18 protein-coding genes are annotated in these 18,768 nt (G+C 66.0%); 8 read left to right on the plus strand and 10 right to left on the minus strand.

The features are described 5' to 3' along the window. Positions 1–128: 128 nt before the first annotated feature. The 4 genes from AKJ09_RS28585 to AKJ09_RS28600 all read left to right on the plus strand — a co-directional run bounded on the left by AKJ09_RS28585 (position 129) and on the right by AKJ09_RS28600 (position 5,222). On the plus strand, positions 129–602 hold the full coding sequence (locus AKJ09_RS28585) for a hypothetical protein (protein WP_169927948.1): 474 nt from the start codon (positions 129–131) through the stop codon (positions 600–602). After that, a complete protein-coding gene (locus tag AKJ09_RS28590) occupies positions 599–1,963 on the plus strand; it encodes a GAF domain-containing protein (RefSeq protein WP_146651037.1) in 1,365 nt (454 codons plus the stop codon). The genes AKJ09_RS28585 and AKJ09_RS28590 overlap by 4 nt, the downstream gene beginning before the upstream one ends. Positions 1,964–2,270: 307 nt before the next feature. Beyond that, the gene (locus tag AKJ09_RS28595) at positions 2,271–2,999 is read left to right on the plus strand and encodes a hypothetical protein (protein ID WP_146651038.1); all 729 of its coding nucleotides are present in this window, start codon (positions 2,271–2,273) and stop codon (positions 2,997–2,999) included. Between the two features lie 249 nt (positions 3,000–3,248). After that, positions 3,249–5,222: a PAS domain-containing hybrid sensor histidine kinase/response regulator gene (locus AKJ09_RS28600; RefSeq protein ID WP_146651039.1), complete on the plus strand. Its 1,974-nt coding sequence runs from the start codon at positions 3,249–3,251 to the stop codon at positions 5,220–5,222. A gap of 3 nt (positions 5,223–5,225) precedes the next feature. Here AKJ09_RS28600 and AKJ09_RS28605 read toward each other — a convergent pair whose 3' ends face one another. Then, a complete protein-coding gene (locus tag AKJ09_RS28605) occupies positions 5,226–6,182 on the minus strand; it encodes an AraC family transcriptional regulator (protein ID WP_146651040.1) in 957 nt (318 codons plus the stop codon). A 72-nt stretch (positions 6,183–6,254) separates the two neighbouring features. Between AKJ09_RS28605 and AKJ09_RS28610 the strand changes: the two genes are divergently transcribed. Beyond that, a complete protein-coding gene (locus AKJ09_RS28610) occupies positions 6,255–7,181 on the plus strand; it encodes a zinc-binding dehydrogenase (RefSeq protein ID WP_146651041.1) in 927 nt (308 codons plus the stop codon). A gap of 56 nt (positions 7,182–7,237) precedes the next feature. Here the strand turns inward: AKJ09_RS28610 and AKJ09_RS28615 are convergent, their stop codons facing one another. Continuing rightward, positions 7,238–7,675: a hypothetical protein gene (locus AKJ09_RS28615; RefSeq protein WP_146651042.1), complete on the minus strand. Its 438-nt coding sequence runs from the start codon at positions 7,673–7,675 to the stop codon at positions 7,238–7,240. Continuing rightward, complete coding sequence (locus AKJ09_RS28620; RefSeq protein WP_169927949.1) at positions 7,672–8,262, minus strand: OmpA family protein; 591 nt, start codon at positions 8,260–8,262, stop codon at positions 7,672–7,674. The genes AKJ09_RS28615 and AKJ09_RS28620 overlap by 4 nt, the downstream gene beginning before the upstream one ends. A gap of 447 nt (positions 8,263–8,709) precedes the next feature. Between AKJ09_RS28620 and AKJ09_RS28625 the strand changes: the two genes are divergently transcribed. Then, positions 8,710–9,576: a hypothetical protein gene (locus tag AKJ09_RS28625; RefSeq protein WP_146651044.1), complete on the plus strand. Its 867-nt coding sequence runs from the start codon at positions 8,710–8,712 to the stop codon at positions 9,574–9,576. Positions 9,577–9,582: 6 nt separating this feature from the next. On the opposite strand, the gene AKJ09_RS28630 is transcribed toward AKJ09_RS28625, so the two are convergent. Next, on the minus strand, positions 9,583–11,565 hold the full coding sequence (locus tag AKJ09_RS28630) for a sigma-54-dependent Fis family transcriptional regulator (RefSeq protein WP_146651045.1): 1,983 nt from the start codon (positions 11,563–11,565) through the stop codon (positions 9,583–9,585). A 296-nt stretch (positions 11,566–11,861) separates the two neighbouring features. Here AKJ09_RS28630 and exaC point away from each other — a divergent pair, with 296 nt between their 5' ends. After that, positions 11,862–13,382 (plus strand): acetaldehyde dehydrogenase ExaC, encoded by a 1,521-nt coding sequence (gene exaC / locus AKJ09_RS28635; protein ID WP_146651046.1) that lies wholly within the window; start codon positions 11,862–11,864, stop codon positions 13,380–13,382. Positions 13,383–13,436: 54 nt separating this feature from the next. Next, on the plus strand, positions 13,437–13,799 hold the full coding sequence (locus tag AKJ09_RS28640) for a DUF779 domain-containing protein (protein WP_146651047.1): 363 nt from the start codon (positions 13,437–13,439) through the stop codon (positions 13,797–13,799). Here AKJ09_RS28640 and AKJ09_RS28645 read toward each other — a convergent pair. From AKJ09_RS28645 to AKJ09_RS28670, 6 genes are all read right to left on the minus strand, one after another. Beyond that, complete coding sequence (locus AKJ09_RS28645; protein ID WP_240488969.1) at positions 13,777–14,976, minus strand: metallophosphoesterase; 1,200 nt, start codon at positions 14,974–14,976, stop codon at positions 13,777–13,779. The genes AKJ09_RS28640 and AKJ09_RS28645 overlap by 23 nt on opposite strands. Before the next feature lie 2 nt (positions 14,977–14,978). Further along, positions 14,979–15,245, minus strand: a complete 267-nt coding sequence (locus AKJ09_RS28650) for a hypothetical protein (RefSeq protein WP_146651049.1) — start codon at positions 15,243–15,245, stop codon at positions 14,979–14,981. Continuing rightward, positions 15,242–15,868 (minus strand): hypothetical protein, encoded by a 627-nt coding sequence (locus AKJ09_RS28655; protein WP_146651050.1) that lies wholly within the window; start codon positions 15,866–15,868, stop codon positions 15,242–15,244. Before AKJ09_RS28655 ends, AKJ09_RS28650 begins: the two co-directional genes overlap by 4 nt. A gap of 90 nt (positions 15,869–15,958) precedes the next feature. Beyond that, positions 15,959–17,413, minus strand: a complete 1,455-nt coding sequence (locus AKJ09_RS28660) for a sensor histidine kinase (RefSeq protein WP_146651051.1) — start codon at positions 17,411–17,413, stop codon at positions 15,959–15,961. A 9-nt stretch (positions 17,414–17,422) separates the two neighbouring features. After that, positions 17,423–18,115 carry a response regulator transcription factor gene (locus tag AKJ09_RS28665; RefSeq protein WP_146651052.1) on the minus strand — a complete coding sequence of 231 codons (693 nt, stop codon included), beginning with the start codon at positions 18,113–18,115 and terminating at the stop codon, positions 17,423–17,425. An 86-nt stretch (positions 18,116–18,201) separates the two neighbouring features. Next, a complete protein-coding gene (locus tag AKJ09_RS28670; protein ID WP_205633825.1) occupies positions 18,202–18,729 on the minus strand; it encodes a nuclear transport factor 2 family protein in 528 nt (175 codons plus the stop codon). Between the last annotated feature and the right edge of the window lie 39 nt (positions 18,730–18,768).

The raw sequence follows: 18,768 nt of genomic DNA on the forward strand, positions 1-18,768 counted from the left end.
GGACGACAAGAACCTAGGACCGCGAGAAATCACGCGTTCCTATTCAGTTGCTACACACTTCCTACTTGTTTCCTAGGCATCCTTCGCAGCCGACGACAGTTGGCGGAGAGGGCCGTACCATGGACGTCGTGAAAGAACCGTCCGGACCTCCGACCCTTGCGGATCTCGCGCTCTTGCTCGAGCGTGGTCCGAGCTTGCTCGCGGTCACGCGGAGCGCCGCGATGCGGCCGGCCATCGTGCGTTGCTGTGCCGCTCGCGTCGTCGGCGAGGCGGTGGAGTTCTCCGTGCCGCTTCCGGAGGGACGGCTAGCCATCGAGAACCTCGATGCGACGGGCGTGGTTTCACTGACCGCTGCGCGCCCAACCACGTATCAAACCATCCAGGCCAAGGGCACGAACGCACGCCGAGTCGTCTGGCCCGAACAGTCGGACGTCGCCGTGGCGCATCGCGGGAGGTTTCGAGCGGAGACGACCATGTTGGGTATCGAAGGGCCTCCGAATGGGTTCTGGTCGATGACCGATGTCGTGGTGTTCTCGTTCGTCGTGCACGAACTCTTCGACCAAACGCCAGGCTTCAGGTCAGGCCTTTTGGCACTCCGATGAACATGCCCGATACGACCTCCCTTCGCGCGCTATCACCATCGTGCTTCGAAGGCGTCATTCCTGCGGCGCTCGGCACGTGCGCGGCCGACGGCACGCCGAACGCGACCTGGCTCTCACAGGTCTTTCTCGTCGACGACCACCACGTGGCGCTCTCTTGTCAGTTCTTTCGGAAGACACGGGCGAATCTCGACGCACATCCCGTCGCGCAGCTGCTCGTGGTCGACCCAGGCGACTTCACGCAGTGGATTCTCGACCTGCGTTTCGTCCGCAGCGAAACCGAGGGGCCCACGTTCGACAAGATGAAGCATCGTATCGAGGCGATCGCGTCGGCCTCGAAGATGGATCACGTCTTCGCGCTGAAGTCGGCGGACGTGTTCGAAGTCATCGGCGTGAACCTCGTTCCTCGCGAAGGTGAGTCGAGAGCGCCGTCGCCGCGCATCACTCCGAATTCTCTCGCAGGACTCGTCCGGTTGACCGAAGGCATCGCCGCCGCGAGCGAGCTCGCCGCCGTCGTCGAGACGGGGCTCAACGTGCTCGGGACGCACCTCGCCTACGAGAGCGTGAGCCTCTATCTGCTCGAGGAGAGCGAAGGGCACCTCTACGCGCTCGCGAGTCGAGGTTTCCAGAGCTCCGGCGTCGGTGCGCGCATTCCCCTCGGGGTCTCGGTGATCGGGACGTGTGCGCAGCGTCGCATGCCCGTGCGGATCGCCGATGCCGCGCGCGAGCTCCTCTACCGTCGTGCGGTCGAAGAGCAGGTCGAACGCGTCCGCGGCCAAGACGAACGCGAGATCCCTCTTCCCGGCCTGGACGGAGCACGAAGTCTTCTCGCCGTGCCACTCGTCCTGCATGGGCGGCTCTTCGGCGTCCTCACCACGGAGAGCCGGCGCGCGCTGGCCTTCGACGACCGCGACGTCGAGGTGCTGATCACGGCCGGTCATTTGCTCGCGCAGGCCATTGCCTTGCACCGAGATACGCGGGACGAGGACGCGGATCGCGACGCCGATGATGCACCGCCGAAATCCGAAGGGAGCTTCGCGCCAATCAAGATTCGCTATTACCCGGCCGACGACAGCGTGCTCATCGATGGCGATTACCTCATCAAAGGTTTGCCAGGGCGAATTCTCTTTCGCGTGCTGTCGCTGCGGCAGGCCGAAGGGCGGTCGACGTTCCTCAATCGAGAGCTTCGTCTGGACCCTTTCCTGCGGCTACCCGCCTTCAAGGACAACCTCGAGACGCGCCTCCTGATGCTCCAGCGACGCCTGGAGGAAAAGGGCTCCACGATCCGACTGAGTCGCGAGCAACGAGGTCGCCTCCACGTGGTTTGTGAAGGCGACGTCGTCCTCGAGACCGTGAATGCGTGAGTCCGAGTGTCGGAATCAGGGCGCCGGCGAGATGGTCACGCCACGATAGAGCACGCCGGTGGGCGCGGTCGCCACGACGGTCGACGTCGAAGCGGTGCCGTCCTTGTCGACGAAGCGAAGAAGCTGGCGTGTCACTCGGTGTGTCAGCGCGAAACGCGTGGTGCGCCAAATGCATTCGTCCTGAGGAATCGTCGCTTCCGACGGGGAGGGCGCGTGAGGGCGTGGCGTACAGGGGCAAGAGACGTCGATACGCGCCGACGTCGGACTCGCTCGCATTCACCCCGCGCTCGACTCCGAGAGGTTTCCCATGAAGACGATCACCACGTCGGTCCGCTTCGTTGCTCCGCTCCTGTTCGCCATCGGCACGTTCGCCTGCTTCACGACGGCGGGATGTGCAGCCGCCCAAGACACTGGCGACGACGTGGTGGAGGACGAGAGTGCCGTCACCGCGAAGTCCAACGATCCCTTCGACCCGCGCGCATGCACCGGCGCGGAGCTCTCCACGAGCGACATCGCGAAGTACCTTCCTGCCGGCGGCACCCACGGCGTGGCGGGCAAGTACTACGTGGCGACGCGAAGGCGGACGTGCACGAACGTGAGCGGCTGCAGCGCGTGGCAGGCAGGGGCTCACGAGGTTCTGAGCGAACAGATCAGCGATCCAGCGATCCCCATGACCGGCGGAAACGTCTACGCGGAGGTTTACAGCACGAACTACAGGTTGCCGCCGGTCGTCCTGAATCTCTTCGATCCCGAAGGCAAGCCCTGGTTCCACGTCGCGCCTCCGGCGAAGGATCTCGACCTCGGCTACTTCGTCGAGCCTGGCTACATCTCCGCCAAGTGGGCGTGCGATTCGTCGGACATGCGATCGTGCGAGGTCTTCAAGCTCTCGACGCCCAATCGGGGCTCCTTCTTCGAGGTCGGCGAGGTGATTCGTTCGGGCAAGAAGTGCGTCGTCTTCTCCCTCACCGGCTCGAAGCAGCCCACGTCCCTCGTCGAGGATCAGTTCGAGGCGCGCTTCCTCGTTCGCCTCAAGTGAGCGAACTCGACCCAGCCGACCTCTGGGGTCAGGTGTGGTCCTCGGCGGAGCTAGGGGCCAAACCATGGGAAAGCGCCACGCAACCCGCGGCGCGGTATCATCCCTAGGGAGGATACGGCCCTAACCCGGAGCAGCGCATTGCGCTGCTCGCGCCATGGCTCTAGTTTGGCGTCGAGGGACTGCGAAGGGCGGGTTGCGTTGGGGAAGTTGCCGGAAGCTAGAGACGCAACGCACGCATTTCCTGCCGACGTGCTGGAGGACGCCAAGAATGCCCACCTCTATCGGGCCATTCTCGAGAGTCCACGCGACCTCGTCGTCTTTGCTCTCGATCGTGACTACCGCTACCTCCTCTTCAACGAGGCGCATCGGATCACGATCAAGCGCATCTGGAACGTCGACATCACGCTCGGGATGAGCCTCCTCGAAATCGTCCGCGCTGGCCGCCCGGATGACGTGGCCGCCGCTCAGGACAATTTCGATCGTGCGCTCGCGGGCGAGCACGTCGTGCGCATCGAAGAGTTCGGCTCCGAGGAGTTCACGCGCGGCGTCTTCGAAGATCACTACCAGCCGATCTTCGATCGCGACGGGGCGATCATCGGTCTGTCCTGCTGGCTGAAGGACATCACCGAACAGCGGCGTGCCGAAGAGGCGCTCGAACAGCTGCGCGAGCAGAATCGCCAGAAGCTCGAATCACTCGTCGAGGAACGCACCACGGCACTTCGGCAGAGCGAGGCGCTCTACCGCACGCTCGTCGACAACTCACCGTCCGCGGTCATCGTCCATCGCGGCGAAGAGGTGCTCTTCGCGAACCCCGCGTCTGTGGCTCTGTGGCGCGCGCGCGATGCGAAAGATCTCGCGACGCGTCGTATGAAGGAGCTCGTCCCGGAGGTGCCGGAGCTGCTCTACGTCGACCGCCGGTCGCGCGAGGAGCTGCCGATTCTTCGAATCGACGGTGAGCACGCCGACGTCGAGTGGTCGTCGATCCCTGTCGAGTTCGAAGGACAATCCGCGCAGCTCGTGCTGGTCGTCGACGTCACCGAGCGCAAACGCGCCGAGGCCGAACGCCGTCGTATCGAAGAACAGATGCGCCACACCCAAAAGCTCGAGAGCCTCGGTCTCTTGGCGGGCGGCATCGCGCACGACTTCAACAACCTGCTCGTCGGCGTTCTCGGAAACGCGGATCTCGCGTTGAACAACGCCGGGCTCGACGAAGGCCTGCGCATCAAGCTCGAGCGCATCAAGCTAGCGGCGATTCGCGCCTCCGAGCTGACGGCGCAGATGCTCGCGTACTCCGGCAAGGGTCCGTTCGTCGTGCGTGCCCTCGACGTGAGCATGATCGCCAAGGAGATGACCGAGCTCATCGAGGTGTCGGTGCCCAAGGGCGCGCGCCTCGTGCTCGACCTCCCGACGGAGCTGCCCGCCTTCGAGGGCGACGCAGCGCAGATCCGCCAGCTCATCATGAACCTCATCACCAACGCGGCCGACGCGGTGGGCGAGGCCGACGGCACGATCGCGGTGACGACCTCGCTCGTCGACCTCGATCGGAGCACGCTCGCATCGTCCGTCGTGGACGACGCGCTCGCCGAGGGCCGGTATCTGTGCCTCGAGGTTCGAGACACGGGCGTCGGCATGGATGAGTCGACGCGCGCGCGCCTCTTCGACCCGTTCTTCACCACGAAACAGAAGGGGCGTGGGCTCGGCCTCGCAGCTGCCATCGGCATCGTTCGCGCACATCACGGCACGATCACGGTCGACAGCACGCTCGGCAAGGGCTCGACGTTTCGCGTGTATCTTCCCACGACCGAGGGGCGTCCCACGCCTGCTCCACCGCCGACCGTCGAAGACTGGCGCGGATCGGGCACCGTTCTCGTGGCTGACGACGAGCCGCGCGTTCGTCAGGTGCTCACCATGATGCTCACCGACATCGGCTTCCACGTGCTCGAAGCCGATTCGGCGCACGCTTGCCTCGAGATGTATCGAACGCATGCGGGCGCCATCAACGCGATCATGGTCGACCTCATGATGCCGGGCGGTGGTGGCCGCGAGGTCGTTCGCGCTCTTCGCGCCGAAGGTCACTGGGTACCGGTTATCGTCTCGAGCGGATACAGCGAGGAGGCCATCGGCCCCGAACTTCGCGCCGATTCGAAGCTCGGCTTCCTCGAGAAGCCCTTCGAGTTCTCGACCTTCGTGCGCACGCTCCGCGCGATGATCGAAGCGGCCTGACGGTCACTCGACGGCGGCTCTTCGAATCGCGCTCGGCGGCACACCCACGAATCGCTTGAAGGCACGGCTGAAGGCGGCCTCGGAGTCGTAGCCGAGCCGCATGGCGGTTTCGGCGACGGTGAGCCGCTCGGAGCGAAGCCATCCGGTCGCGAGGTTCATGCGCCACCGGGTGAGATAGCGCGCGGGAGGGATCCCCACCACGGCGTTGAAGCGCTCGGCAAAGACCGAACGCGAGGTCTTTGCCACGTCGGCCAGTGACTCGACCGACCACGGCTTGCCTGGCTCCTTGTGAATCGCCGCGAGCGCTCGGCCCACTTGTGGGTCGCGGATCGCCGCCAGCCAGCCGACCGTATCTTCGGTGCGCGACTCGACCCACGAGCGGACGATGCGCGTGATGACGACGTCGGCGAGGCGCGTGAGGACCGTCGCGGCGCCGACGCGTCGGGCTTCGACCTCCTCGGTCATCGCATCGAGCAGCAAGGGAAGTGTCTTGTCCTTGGCGGCGCCCTCTCGGATCAAGAGCATGGGAGGCATCAGCTCGAGAAGCGACGCAGCGGCGGGCGCCGCGAAGCTGACGCTGCAGCACACGAGAATCGTGGCCTTGCCATGGGTGCCGGCGCGCATCTCGTAGGCACGGTCGCCGATCTCGTCGAGCGGTATGTCTTCCAGTGGAGCGAGCTTGCCTCGTGCCTTGTGGGCCAGGGCGTGCTTCGTCCCGTGTGGAACGAGCACCACGTCACCGACATGGAGCTCGATCCATCCGCGCTCGGGGCTGCGAAGAAAGCAGCTGCCCGAGACCACGAAGTGGAACCGCGCCTGTGACACGTCGCGGAAGTCGATTCCCCACGAGCCTGTCAGTTCGCAACGACCGTAGGTGCCGTCCGAGATCCGAAGGTCACCGAGGACCTCGCTGAGCGCATCCGCGTGCCATCCCGATTTGCCGGACGAATAGTCAAGCATTGGGGACAAAGTAGCATGGATAGTCCGGACGCCCCGGCGCATCTTGGCGGTCGAGAGGAGCCAAGAGAGCCCATGCGAGCACTCACGTACGATCCGAAGTCACCCCAGGGACTGCGCGCGGAGGAGGTCTCTCCGCCAGAGCCCGGAGCGTCCCAAGCGCTCGTCGAAGTTCATGCCACGTCGCTCAACTTCGGTGAGGTCGCGTTCATGTCCGAGATACGTCGCCCAGGTGAAATCCCCGGATGGGATGCGGCGGGCATCGTGGTTCGCGCCGCGGCGGATGGTTCGGGGCCGAAAGAAGGCGCGCGCGTTGCCGGCTTCGCACCAAACGCTGCGTGGGCGGAGCTTCGTGCGGTTCGCACCGCGGACCTCGGAGTCCTGCCCGACGCCGTCGACTTCGAATCGGCGGCGGCGCTGCCGGCTGCCGGCGTCTCCGCGTTACGCGCTGTCCGAGCGCTCGGGCCGCTCGTCGGCCGTCGTGTGCTCATCACGGGCGCCTCGGGCGGCGTGGGGCGCTTTGCCGTGCAGCTCGCCCATCGCGCCGGCGCTCACGTGATCGCGGCGGTCGGCAACGCCGCGCGCGGCGAAGGCCTTCGCGAGCTTGGTGCCGACGAGGTCGTCACGCGACTGGACCAGGTGACCTCGCCCGTGTTCGGCGTCCTCGACAACGTGGGTGGAGCAATGCTCGCAGAAGCGCTTGCGCTCGTCGAACGCGGCGGCTCGCTCCAAAGCATCGGACAGGCTTCTCGCGAGCCCTCGACGGTGGACTTCGAGCGCGAACGACGTCGCGCGAGCGGCCGCCGAATCGACATCTTCGTCGTGGGGAGCGACTTCGGATCCGACATCGAGTACCTCGCCTCGCTCGTCGCCCGCAGAGAGCTCGATCCGCAGATTGGATGGCGCGGCGACTGGGAAAGGGCGGGCGAAGCGGCCGCGGCGCTCCTGGGCCGTCGCGTGAGCGGCAAAGCGGTTTTGACGCTTCGAAAGCAGCCGCGATGAGCGGCTATCGCTGCGCCGGGCGCGAGATGCGTACCGGCGCAGCGATGGCGAGGCGATCAGCTCTTCGGAGCCGCCGCCGCGACCGGAGCCGAGCTCGCGCCCGCCGCCTGATCGAAGTTGAACGTCCAGGTGGCGTGGCCCATACCCGAGCCTTCGGGCGTGAGAACGGCCGACCTGACGCTCTTCAGCGCGCAGTCTTGCAGCGCCGGCGACGCCGTCGACTTGCCCGCGATCACCTTCACGTCGGACGGGATGCGCGAGTCGTTCGGCGCTTTGATGGAGCTCCACCAGAAGTCGACGGTGACCGTTCCGTGCGCGGTCGGGTCGGCCTTGCGAGCTTCGGCGTAGCAAGCCTGCAGCTCGGGGTCCTTCGCGGAGAAGACGCGCGCGGTGTCGTCGCTGTACTGAGCGGCCGTGCGCGTGGGGGCTGCGCAGCCGGTACCGATGGCTCCGAGAACCAGGAGCGAACCCAAGAGCGAGAGCTTGATCTTCACGGCGTCCTCGTGTCGTTCGGGCCTGCGGCCTTCTGCTTGTTGGCCGACGCCGGCGCGGCGGCTGCGTCTTTGCTGGCGGGGTCGAGGATGACGAACTCGACGCGGCGGTTCTTCTCGCGCCCGTCTTCCGAGTTGTTGTCCGCGACGGGCTTGCTCGAACCGAAGCCCTTCGCCGTCAGGATCTTCGCGTCGACTCCGCGACCGACGAGCGCGGCGACGACGGCCTTCGCACGCAGGTCCGACAGCGTCTTGTTGCGGCCGGGATCGCCCTCGGAGCTCGCGTGACCCTGAACCTCGATCTTCTTGATCTGCGGGTTCTCTTTGATGGTGTCGACGATCTCACCGAGCAGCGAGTCCGACGAAGAGAGAATCGTGTCCGCGTTGACCGCGAACTGGATCTTCTCGTCGATCTCGATGTGGTCGCCCTTGAGGCGCGCATGCTTGATCTTCTGCGGAGCCTCGGCGGCCACCGGCGCGGCCGCGGCGTTCACGGGCGTCGTACCCGAGAAGGGGATGGCTGCCTGACAAGCCGTCAAAGCCGAGAAGGCGAGAGCCCCCGCGGAAGTGAGTAGGAAGCGATGGTTCATTTCGTCCATTCTTTCGACAGGCCCCAGGGATGGAGCCGACTGGCGTAAGACGGACGTCGTTAGACCGAATTCGATTCGCCAGAAAGATCCTCGAGCGCCCAACTGCGCGCTTTCGTGAGCGATCGTGCGGAGTTGTTGAGCCCTAGCGCCGCACTCGTTTCAAGACGCCACACGATTATGGCCGCAAGACGGTGTATTCGACGTGCGATGCTCAGCCGTAACGGGCCGGGCGGACGGGGGGCGGGCGTTCGTTGCGCGAGGCTCACACACAGCGTGTGAACGGCTGTGCTCACACGCGTCGCGCCGGTAGCGGGAGATCCGGTCGGCTCGCTCGGAAACGTGGACATTGCATGGGAATCGCCCGTCGAAGCGGCGCGAGCTCGCCTGGCCCGATTCGTGGATACGCCGCGGACCGCTCTGCACGTGAGTGCTCGATCCGAGGTGTCCATGTTCTTCGCTCGCTTCTTCGCTCGCTTCTTCGCGCGCTTCTTCGCTCGCTTCTTCGTTCGTTCTTTCTTCGTTCGCACTTCGTTCGTCGCTTTCGCCCTCGCGACGGCCTTCGCTCCCGCCACCGCCTTCGCGGCCGACACGCCGGCCGAATCGTCCAAGGACGATGATCCCACCGCCGGATTGAAGGGGTTCGAGCTCATGCTCCGACCTTCGTTCGGAAGTGCGGGCTCGGATTCGCCGCTCCGATTTTCGCCATCGGGCAATGCGTCGGTTCAAGGCGACCCCGGCGCGCTCATGAAGGGCGCATCGCCATGGGGCAGCGGCTTCGTCGGCCAAGCGTTCGTGGGGTATCGCTTCGTGCCCTTTCTCAGCGCAGGTTTGCGTGGAGGCTTTCGAAGCGCGTCGGGATCGAATCTCGACGACGGTTCGAGGGATCTTTCGCGTACGGGTTGGGACGCCGGCTTCTACCTCCGCTTCTATCCAGGCGTGTTCGTTCCGAGCGCCTCCAAATACGTCGACCCTTGGGTGAGCGTCGGCGTGGCCTACCAGCACGATCAGCAGTCGTTTCAGAAGGACCTCGCCACCTCGGCGGGCGGCAAGGTGGTCGGCGACGTCGACCTCGAACATCACGCGGTCTCCGTGCCGATCGCCATCGGCGTCGACTACCGCGTGACCAAGTTCTTGTCGCTCGGGCCCTCCTTCGAGGTGGCGATCAACAACGCCGTGGCCGGCTGTATTGCGACGAGCGCGACGGGCTTCGTGGGCACGTCGTATTGCTCGAACTCGGAGCCCGGCAAGAACTTCGTCAAGGCAGATAGCTACGTGGCGTGGAACGCCGGTCTCGACGCCAAGGTCACGTTCTGACGCGGATCAGGAGTCCGCGCGACGTTTCGAGGGCGGGCTCGAGGTGAGCAGGCGATAGAGCGTGCTTCGAGCAACGCCGAGGCGCCTCGCGGCTTCGCTCATGTTGCCACCTGCACGCGCGAGCGCGGTCTCGGCGAGATCGCGCATCGCTTTGCGTCGGGTGGGCGGCTCGGCCGATCGCTCACGAAGGCGCGTGACCAGCGGCTCGGGAAAGTGCTCGCGCTCGAGCGCGGCACGAGACGACTCGCCGGCGACCATCGCGAGCGCGTGCGCGAGTGCCGTCTTGAGCTCGCGCACGTTGCCCGGCCAATCGTGATCGAGAATCCAGGCCTCGGCCGACGGGGCGAGCTCCGGCGCTCGGTCGAAGCCATACCGACCGGCCATGGATTGCACGAGCGCTCGCGAGAGCTCGAGTCGATCGAGCCGCTCGCGAAGTGCGGGCAGGCGAACGCAGCCGCCGTGGATGCGAAAGAAGAGATCTTGCCGGAACTCGCCCTCTTCGACGAGACGAGGAAGGTCGCGGCAGGTGGCGGTGACGACCCGCACGTCGGCTTTGCGCGCGGCGACCTCGCCAACGCGCGAATACGAGCCGTCTTCGAGAAAGCGGAGGAGCATCGCCTGCGCCTCCTTCGGCATCTCGGCGAGCTCGTCGAGAAACAGCGTTCCTCCATGCGCCGCCGCGAGCTTGCCGGGGCTTCCCTGTCGGAGCGCACCGGTGAAGGCGCCCGGCCCGTAGCCGAAGAGCTCGCTCTGTAGCAGCGAAGGCGCGAGCGCTCCGCAGTTGATGGTCACGAACGGACCAGGCGCGCGCGGGCTCGCCTCGTGAATCGCACGCGCGAAGAGCTCTTTGCCGGTTCCCGTCTCCGCCAGGAGGAGCACGGGAACTTCGGCTCTCGAGAGGCGTGCCGCGGTTTGCTTGGCACGGGCGAGCGCGGGATCGGAGCCGAGGACGCTCGTGAACGAGCTCGGCACGTGGGGCTCCGACTCGTCGGTCTTCGCGCGCCGTGTGCTCGCCGCCTCGACGCGCGGTCGGAACACGGTGGGGGACGACGGCGAGGATAGAAAACAGAGAAGTGCGAGGACCCGACCGCCGGTGATCACCGGCTCGAACTCGACGACGAATCGGCGTCGCGTGGTCTCGAAGAAGGCCGGGCCCGAGAGCGCCGCGGTCACGAGCTCGTCGTAGCGAACGCCGAACAACCGCTCGACCGAGAGATCGTCGGCGGCCGCTTCGAGCTCGATGATCGCCGCGTCGTTCATGCGGCGGACGACGCCTGGTGACTCCACGAGAAGGGCAGGCCCCGCGCAGCGATCGAGCATGCGCTCGACGAGACGGTTCGACCCCACGTCGGACGAGGCATACGCTCGCGCGCGAAGCACGGACTCGAGCGCCGCTGCTGCGCTGCTCACGGCGGCGCCGATGGCGGGCTGATCGAGGCCGAGAGGACCGGTGACGTCGATCACGGCCGCGAGGTCACCGAACGGATCGCGAACGGGCGCGGCGTAGCAGAAGAGCCCATGATTGACGGCTTCCCAGTGCGCGCGCCCCACGACGGCGACGGCGTGCTTCTCGGCGACCGCCGTACCGATGGCGTTCGTTCCGCGCGCGGCCTCGTCCCAACAAGCACCTTCGACGAGTCGCGTTTTCACGACCTCTGCGGAGAACGCGCCACCGCCGCGCGAGCGGACGATGACCCCCTGAGCGTCGGCGACGATGGCCAAGAGACCTCGACCGACGACTTCGTGTTCGAGCGCATCGAGCGCGGCGTCACCTCCGAGGAGAAGGCCAAGTGCCGTGTCACGACGCGAGGCGAGCTCGACGTCGCGCACGCCGAGCGGATGCGCGGGACCGATTGCGCTCGCGCCGAGCTCGCTCGCACGTCGCCATCGCTCGACGAGTGGCGCGGCGTCGGGCGCGGCGCGCAGCGCGGCCATGTCTCGCTGGAAGCGATCCCAAAGCCCGCTTTCCGTCTCGATGAGCCGAAGCAACGACGACCTCCGGAAGAAGCCTACCCCTCGAGAAAACCGCTGCCACCACGTTCTGTTCCCGAGCTCATGGGAAGTCCTTCACGGGCGCGCTTCGCTGCCGCTGCCGCAGCGCATCATGGCGACTCGAATCGATACAGTCGGGCGGTCAATCGCGACGATCGAGACGACGGGCAGGTCGGCGGGCTGCCGGGAAAACCGCGCCTTCGGCGATGACGCGTGCGCTGGCAAACGCCGTGCAAAACGAACGCCCGAACATCCCACGTCCGAATCGAACGAACCCCCAGAAGGAGAGCGCGATGACTTACGCACCCCCGAACAGCGACGGCTCGATCGTGAAGTTCCGCTCGCGTTACGACAACTTCATCGGCGGCGAATGGGTGAAGCCTGCCAAGGGGCAGTACTTCGAAGACATCACGCCGGTGACCGGAAGGCCCTTCTGCGAGGTTGCTCGCTCCAGCGCGGAAGACATCGAGACGGCGCTCGACGCTGCGCACGGTGCGAAGCAGGCGTGGGGCCGCACGTCGCCGACGGAGCGCGCCATCATCCTCAACAAGATCGCCGACCGCATCGAGCAGAATCTCGAGAAGATCGCCGTCGCCGAATCCTGGGAGAACGGCAAGCCCGTCCGCGAGACGCTCGCTGCCGACATCCCGCTGACCATCGATCACTTCCGCTATTTCGCCGGTGTCATCCGCGCGCAGGAGGGCTCGCTCTCGCAGCTCGATGCTGACACGGTGGCCTACCACTACAACGAGCCGCTCGGCGTCGTCGGCCAGATCATCCCGTGGAACTTCCCGCTGCTCATGGCCGCATGGAAGCTCGCGCCGGCGCTCGCCGCGGGCAATTGCGTGGTCATCAAGCCGGCCGAGCAGACGCCCGCGTCGATCATGCTCCTCATGGACCTCGTCGGCGATCTCTTGCCGAAGGGCGTGATCAACGTCGTCAATGGTTTCGGCGTCGAGGCGGGCAAGCCCCTCGCGTCGAACAAGCGCATCGCGAAGATCGCGTTCACCGGCGAGACGACCACCGGGCGCCTCATCATGCAGTACGCCTCGGAGAACCTGATTCCCGTGACCCTCGAGCTCGGCGGCAAGTCGCCGAACGTCTTCTTCGAGGACGTGTTCGCGGCGAACGACGACTTCGCCGACAAGGTGATGGAGGGCTTCGCGATGTTCGCCCTCAACCAAGGTGAAGTCTGCACGTGCCCGTCGCGTGCGCTCGTCCAGGAGAAGATCCTCGGACAGTTCCTGGAGCGCGCCGTCGAGCGCACGAAGAAGCACGTGAACGGCAACCCGCTCGACCCGAAGACCACGGTCGGCGCGCAGGCTTCGAACGATCAGTTCGAGAAGATCCTCGCGTACGTCGATATCGGCAAGAAGGAGGGCGCGAAGGTCCTTCTCGGTGGCGGACGTGCCGAGCTCTCGGGCGATCTGGCGGGCGGCTATTACGTCCAGCCGACGATCTTCCAGGGCAACAACAAGATGCGCATCTTCCAGGAAGAGATCTTCGGCCCCGTCGTCAGCGTCACCTCGTTCAAGGACTTCGACGACGCGATCAACACCGCGAACGACACGCTCTACGGCCTCGGCGCCGGCGTGTGGACGCGCGACGGCAGCCTGGCCTACCGCGCCGGCCGCGCCATCCAGGCGGGTCGCGTGTGGACGAACTGCTACCACCTCTATCCCGCGCATGCGGCGTTCGGTGGCTACAAGCAGTCGGGTATCGGTCGCGAGAACCACAAGATGATGCTCTCTCACTACCAGCAGACGAAGAACCTCCTCGTCAGCTACAGCCCGAAGGCGATGGGCTTCTTCTGATTCGAGCCGCGCGTTCGATTCGAACCTAGATACTGCTCCGTCGAAAGGAACTCCATGGGCGCGACGCGTGTGCAATGCACGGAAGCTGCCAGTGCGGTGATCGAGGAGCTCGTTCGTGAGAACGGTGAGCTTCTCTTCCACCAGTCTGGCGGTTGCTGCGACGGCAGCGCGCCCATGTGTTTTCCGCGGAACGAGTTTCGCCTCGGTGACCGCGACGTGCTGCTCGGCGAGATCGCCGGTTGCCCCTTCTACATGGGCGGTGACCAGTTCGAGTATTGGAAGCACACCCACCTGACGATCGACGTCGTCCCCGGTCGGGGAAGCGGCTTTTCGCTCGAGGCTCCGCGCGGCGTGCGATTCATCGTGCGTTCGCGCGTGCTCACCTCCGAGGAGCTCACCGAGCTGGGCCAAGCGTGATGAGCGGAACTTCGGCAGGGCATCCGACGCGGAACGGAAACCAGTGGCCGAACCCGCTCGTCGTGTAGAGGCGTGATGTGCCTCGACGGAACGAGCCCCAGAGGTATCGCTCGGACCAGATCGGCTCGAAGGCGCTCTTGCCGTTGAAGCCGATCTGGCCGCCGTGCGTATGTCCACTCAGCGTGAGATGGGCGCCGTGGAGTGCGCCTGGAACGAAACCTTCGGGGCGGTGCGAGAGAAGAAGACGGAATGCATCCTTCGGCGCACCACGCATCGCCGCGGCCACGGTACGATGCATGAACGCGCCGATGTCGCCGTGCAGCTCGACGGGATCGTCCGCGCCGCCCACGTGGAGTGTGGTCTTCCCGACGGCGATGGAGGCACCGTCACCGACGAGCAGCGGCACTCCCGCGCGCCGGTGAGCGGCTCGCGCGAACGGTGCATCGTGCAAGTATTCGTGATTGCCGAGGGAGGAAAAGACGCCGAGGCGAGGACTCAGCGCCTTCACTGCACGAAGCGCGCGTTCGAGCTGATTCAGATCGTCGGCAACGTCACCGGTGAGAACCACGAGGTCGGGCCGTACGGTGAGGCGCTCGAGCGTGGCCTCGAGATGGCGCGTCTGCCTCACGAAGCCGAGGTGCAGATCGCTGAGGTGCAAGATCGTGAGGCCGTGGAGATCGGAATGAAGCCCGGGGAAAGCGAGCGGAATCGGTCGGACCTCGGGCAATCGAAGGCCGCTCGAGTACCCGCGTCCTGCCGTTCCGAGGGCGACGAGCGGGACCGTGGACGCGGCCGCCTTGGCAACCTGCCGGCGTGTGACGAGCGGTCGGGCGTCGTCGGTTGCCGCCGCGACGACGCGATGCGGCCTCGGCCGAAGGAGCTGCCACACGAGGCCCGCCACGGGAAGGGACCACGCGACGAGCGTGATGGGAAGAAGGCCGACGACCGCCCAGATGCTCGCCTCGTGAGCGATCGGCCAGCTCTCGAGATACATTCCCCACGCCCACCGGGCGTGGACGGCGACCAGGTAGGCCGCCACGCACGCCGCGACGATGCGCACGGGGACGACTCTCCATGCGTCGCGCAGGATCGTCGCGAAGCTCACGGCCGAGACAACCACCGAAGCCGCTGCGATCAGCGCACTCTGGTGCAGATCGATGGGGACGCCGACGTCCATCGTCACGGCTTGTCTCTCTCGTGAAGACGCGTTTCGAAGTCGCGTTCGAGCTCCCGATCGGCCGACTCGACGGCGGCCTGCATGCGGAGCCTGCCGACGACGAGCACGAGGCCGAGCGCCGAGAGCGCTGCGAGGCCGACGGCCGTTCGCGCGGCGATGCGCCTGGTGTGCTCATCGACGCCGTTCGAACCGGCCGCGTGGAGGTCAGGCCCGAACAGGCCGACGGCGCACGCCGCAAGCAGCGCGGCGAGCCGTCGTAAATTCGTCACGGCGCCTCCGGTGAGGTTGAGCCGAGGGCATCCACGCCATGGCCGATCGTGGTGCGGTGCTCGAAGAGCGGCGGCATCACCGACGCGAGCTGCGCGATGCCGAGCGCCTGGAGGACGAGCAACAGCAGCGTCGGCGCGATCAGGCTGCGTCGCGCCTCGGGCGTATCCGCGAGCTTGCCCAACGTTCGAACGAAGACGAAGCCGCCGAAGAGCACGCCGAACAGCGCCGACGCCGAGCCGATGTTGCCGCCGACGAGCGTGCTCGAATGCTGGTAGAGCGAGACGAGCGGGGCCACGAGCAAGAGCGCTGCGCCGCCGGCGAAAGCGCCTGTTCCGTAGGCCAAGAGCAGGTCGGAGATGCGGAGACCGCGTCCGAACACGCGCGCGACGAAGAGGGTGAGGGGTAGCGCGGTGAGTCCCGAGGCGAGAAGCAGGACGGGCGCGAGAACGGCATCGGTTGCTGCGTGCCCACTTGCGACGCCCACGAGCGCGCCCCAGCCGGCCGCGCATGCCAACGCGCCGAGCATCGCAATCGACGCGAGGAGCAAGCGCTCGGCACGACCGAGGCTGGGGACGTTACCCTGGGGACCGAGGAGATCGAAGATCGAGCGTGCAGTGTCCATGACGAGAGACGTTGGGACCTCGTCGCGGACCCCGCGCGAACGACGTGTGAATCGTCGTCGCGACCGGTATGAACGCCGTGTGAACGCGGGCTAGACGCTCGGAAATTCCACGGAGAACGTGGCGCCTTCGCCGAGCTCGGACTTCACGGCGACCGTTCCGCCGTGAGCTTCGGCGACGGCCTTCACGAGGGCCAACCCAAGCCCCGTGCCGCGCGTTCGACCTCGTGTGGTGAAGAAGCGCTCGAAGACGCGAGGCAGATCTTCGGGGCGGATCCCTGGGCCCGAATCTTCCACGGCGAGCCGCACCCACCCACCCGTCGAAACCACGGAGACGTGGACGCGCCCGCCTTCACCCGCGAAGGAGACGGCGTTCTCGACGAGCTCCCGCACGAGGGCCTCGAGTCGATGAGGAGCGCCGTGGACCACGGCGGCTTGTGTGTTGGATACGGCGCATTCGAGCGTGAGGTGTTCGCACCGCGCGTCTTCCTCGAGGACCGACGTGATTCCCTCGGCAAGCGCTGCGAGATCCACGGGGGAGCGCTCTTCGTTGGGCATGCCCGCCTCGGCACGTGCGAGCTCGAGGAAGTGGGTGACGACCCGATCGAGCTTGCTCGCGCTGTCACCGAGGACCCGTGCGAGCTTCGCGGCGCGCTCGGGATCGGCGCTGCGTCCGTCGCCGAGCTGCTCGGCGCATGCGCGGATGGCGGCCACCGGATTCTTCAGCTCGTGCGCGAGATCGGCGGCGAACCGCTCGTTGTCTTCGCGCTTCGTGTCGAGCGCGGCGAGGAGGGTGTTGAAGGCGGCGGCGAGATCGCCGACCTCGTCACGGTCTTCGTGCTGCAGCTCCGGCCCGCGTCGGGCTTGGGCGGCGTGGTCGAGCGCCTGCGCACGAAGCCGTTCGAGCGGCCGAACGATGAGCTGCGTCGCGTACCATGCGAGGAGGATGGCGACGGGCAGGGTCAAGAGTCCGATCCGGAGAAGCTGCCAGCGGAGCAGGTAGACCGTCGCTATCGCGCGGTGCGAGCTCGCTTGCGCCACGATGATGACCCGCGTGCCGCTCGCCTCGGTGGCCACGCGAACGCCCTGGCAGTAGAGCGTCGCTCGGAAGTCGCAGCCGATGACGGGAGCGCCGCGTGCTGCGGCGACGACCTCGGGGCGCGTCTCGAGTGGACCGAGACCTTCGTCGATCTGCTCGATGGTCTCGGTCGGGATCGCACCGAGGAAGAACTGCTCGATGCGATGGATGGTATCGACGGGCGCGTCGGCGTCGGTGTCTGCGAACGGAGTCTCCCCGCCGCGGAAGATTCGCAGACGGACGTGATGCCGTTCGGCGATGCGCGCGTTCTCCGCTCGGACGCTTTCCTCGCTGCGGTCCGTCGTGACGAGCGCCGCGGCTTCGTCGAGCGCATCGCGCACGTTGGTCCACTTTCGACCGGGGACGTTGCGGTCGACCAGGCTCCACGCGAACACGACGGTGAGCGGCGCAATCGCGACGAACAGAATCGTGACGACGATGCGAAGCCTGAGCGAGGTCTTCATCGCCATGGTCGACCGTCAGTGGGTCTTGTATCGATAGCCGGCACCGACCACCGTTTCGATCGGGTCTGCTGTCGACTCGACCTCTTCGAGCTTTCGGCGCAATCGCCGTACGTACGTGTCGACGATGCGCTCCGCCACGACCGAATCGTCACCCCTCACGATGTCGAGCAACCGCGCACGCGACAAAACGATTCCTGGCCGTCGCGCGAAGGCTTCGAGCATGCGGAATTCGGTGAGCGTGAGCGTGAGAAGCGTGTCGTGGAACCGGGCTTCGAGCCGCTCGGTGTCGAGCGCGAGGGCGCCTGCGACCACCGTCTTCTCCGGCTCGGCGTTCTTCCTTCTCAGCGCATCACGCCGAAGCAGGGCGGCCACGCGCGCCAGCAAGATGCGCGTGCTGAACGGCTTCGCGACGTAATCGTCGGCCCCCAGCTCGAGGCCTAGCGATTCGTCGATCTCGTTGTCACGCGACGTGAGGAGCACCAGCGGCACCGTGTTGCCGGCATCTCTCAGGCGCTTGCAGAGCGAGAACCCGTCGATGCCCGGCATGTTGACGTCACACACGACGGCGTCGGGCGACCACGAACGAATGGTGTCGATGCCGGTCGTTCCGTCGATCGCCGTTTTGACTTCGTGACCGGCATCTCCGAAGGCGAGCGCCAGAACCTCGACCAACGCACCGTCGTCTTCGATGACCAGGACTCTCGCCACGTCACCACTCTACCGCAGCGCCGAGCGCGGAGCCTTTCGGTACTCCGCGTTCGGCTTTGCTTTGCTGCCGGACGATCGGTGATCGGTCAGGCACCTCCGTTGGAATAGAAGCGCTCCTCGCTGATCTTGCCGTTCTTCACGGTGTACAGGCCGAACTCGGCCATCGTCATGCGCTGCTTGCCTTTGGGGGTGAAGTCCATCTCGAAGCGCAAGATGAACTGGTCACCGTTGACGTACGGCCCTTCCACTTTGCAGCTGTGGACCGTGTGATTCTCCGCCCACCACTTGCCCTTGCCCTCGACGGCCTTGCGACCCTTGAGGAGCGCCATGTCGCCGGTCATCGGCTCGGCGCTGACGATGTCGTCGGACCAGAACTTGGCGCCCGCCTCCTCGAACTTTCCGGCGCGGCAAAGGTCGGTGAACTTCTTTGCGAGGTCTTGGATGGTCATGGGGATCTCCTTGGTGAGAAGCCCAACGGGCGTAACGCCGGGTGAGGGAGGTCCGCAATTCGACAAGGAGCCCCGCTTCACCGTGCCGCAGAGATGGTGCATCGCTGATCCGGCCTTGGTCCGCAGAGAGGTGATCGCGAAGCGGAACGAAGGAACCCCGGTCATTGGAAGTGTTCGAGAGTATTGTTAATTATATTTCATCAC

Source organism: Labilithrix luteola, assembly GCF_001263205.1.
GTDB lineage: Bacteria > Myxococcota_A > Polyangia > Polyangiales > Polyangiaceae > Labilithrix > Labilithrix luteola.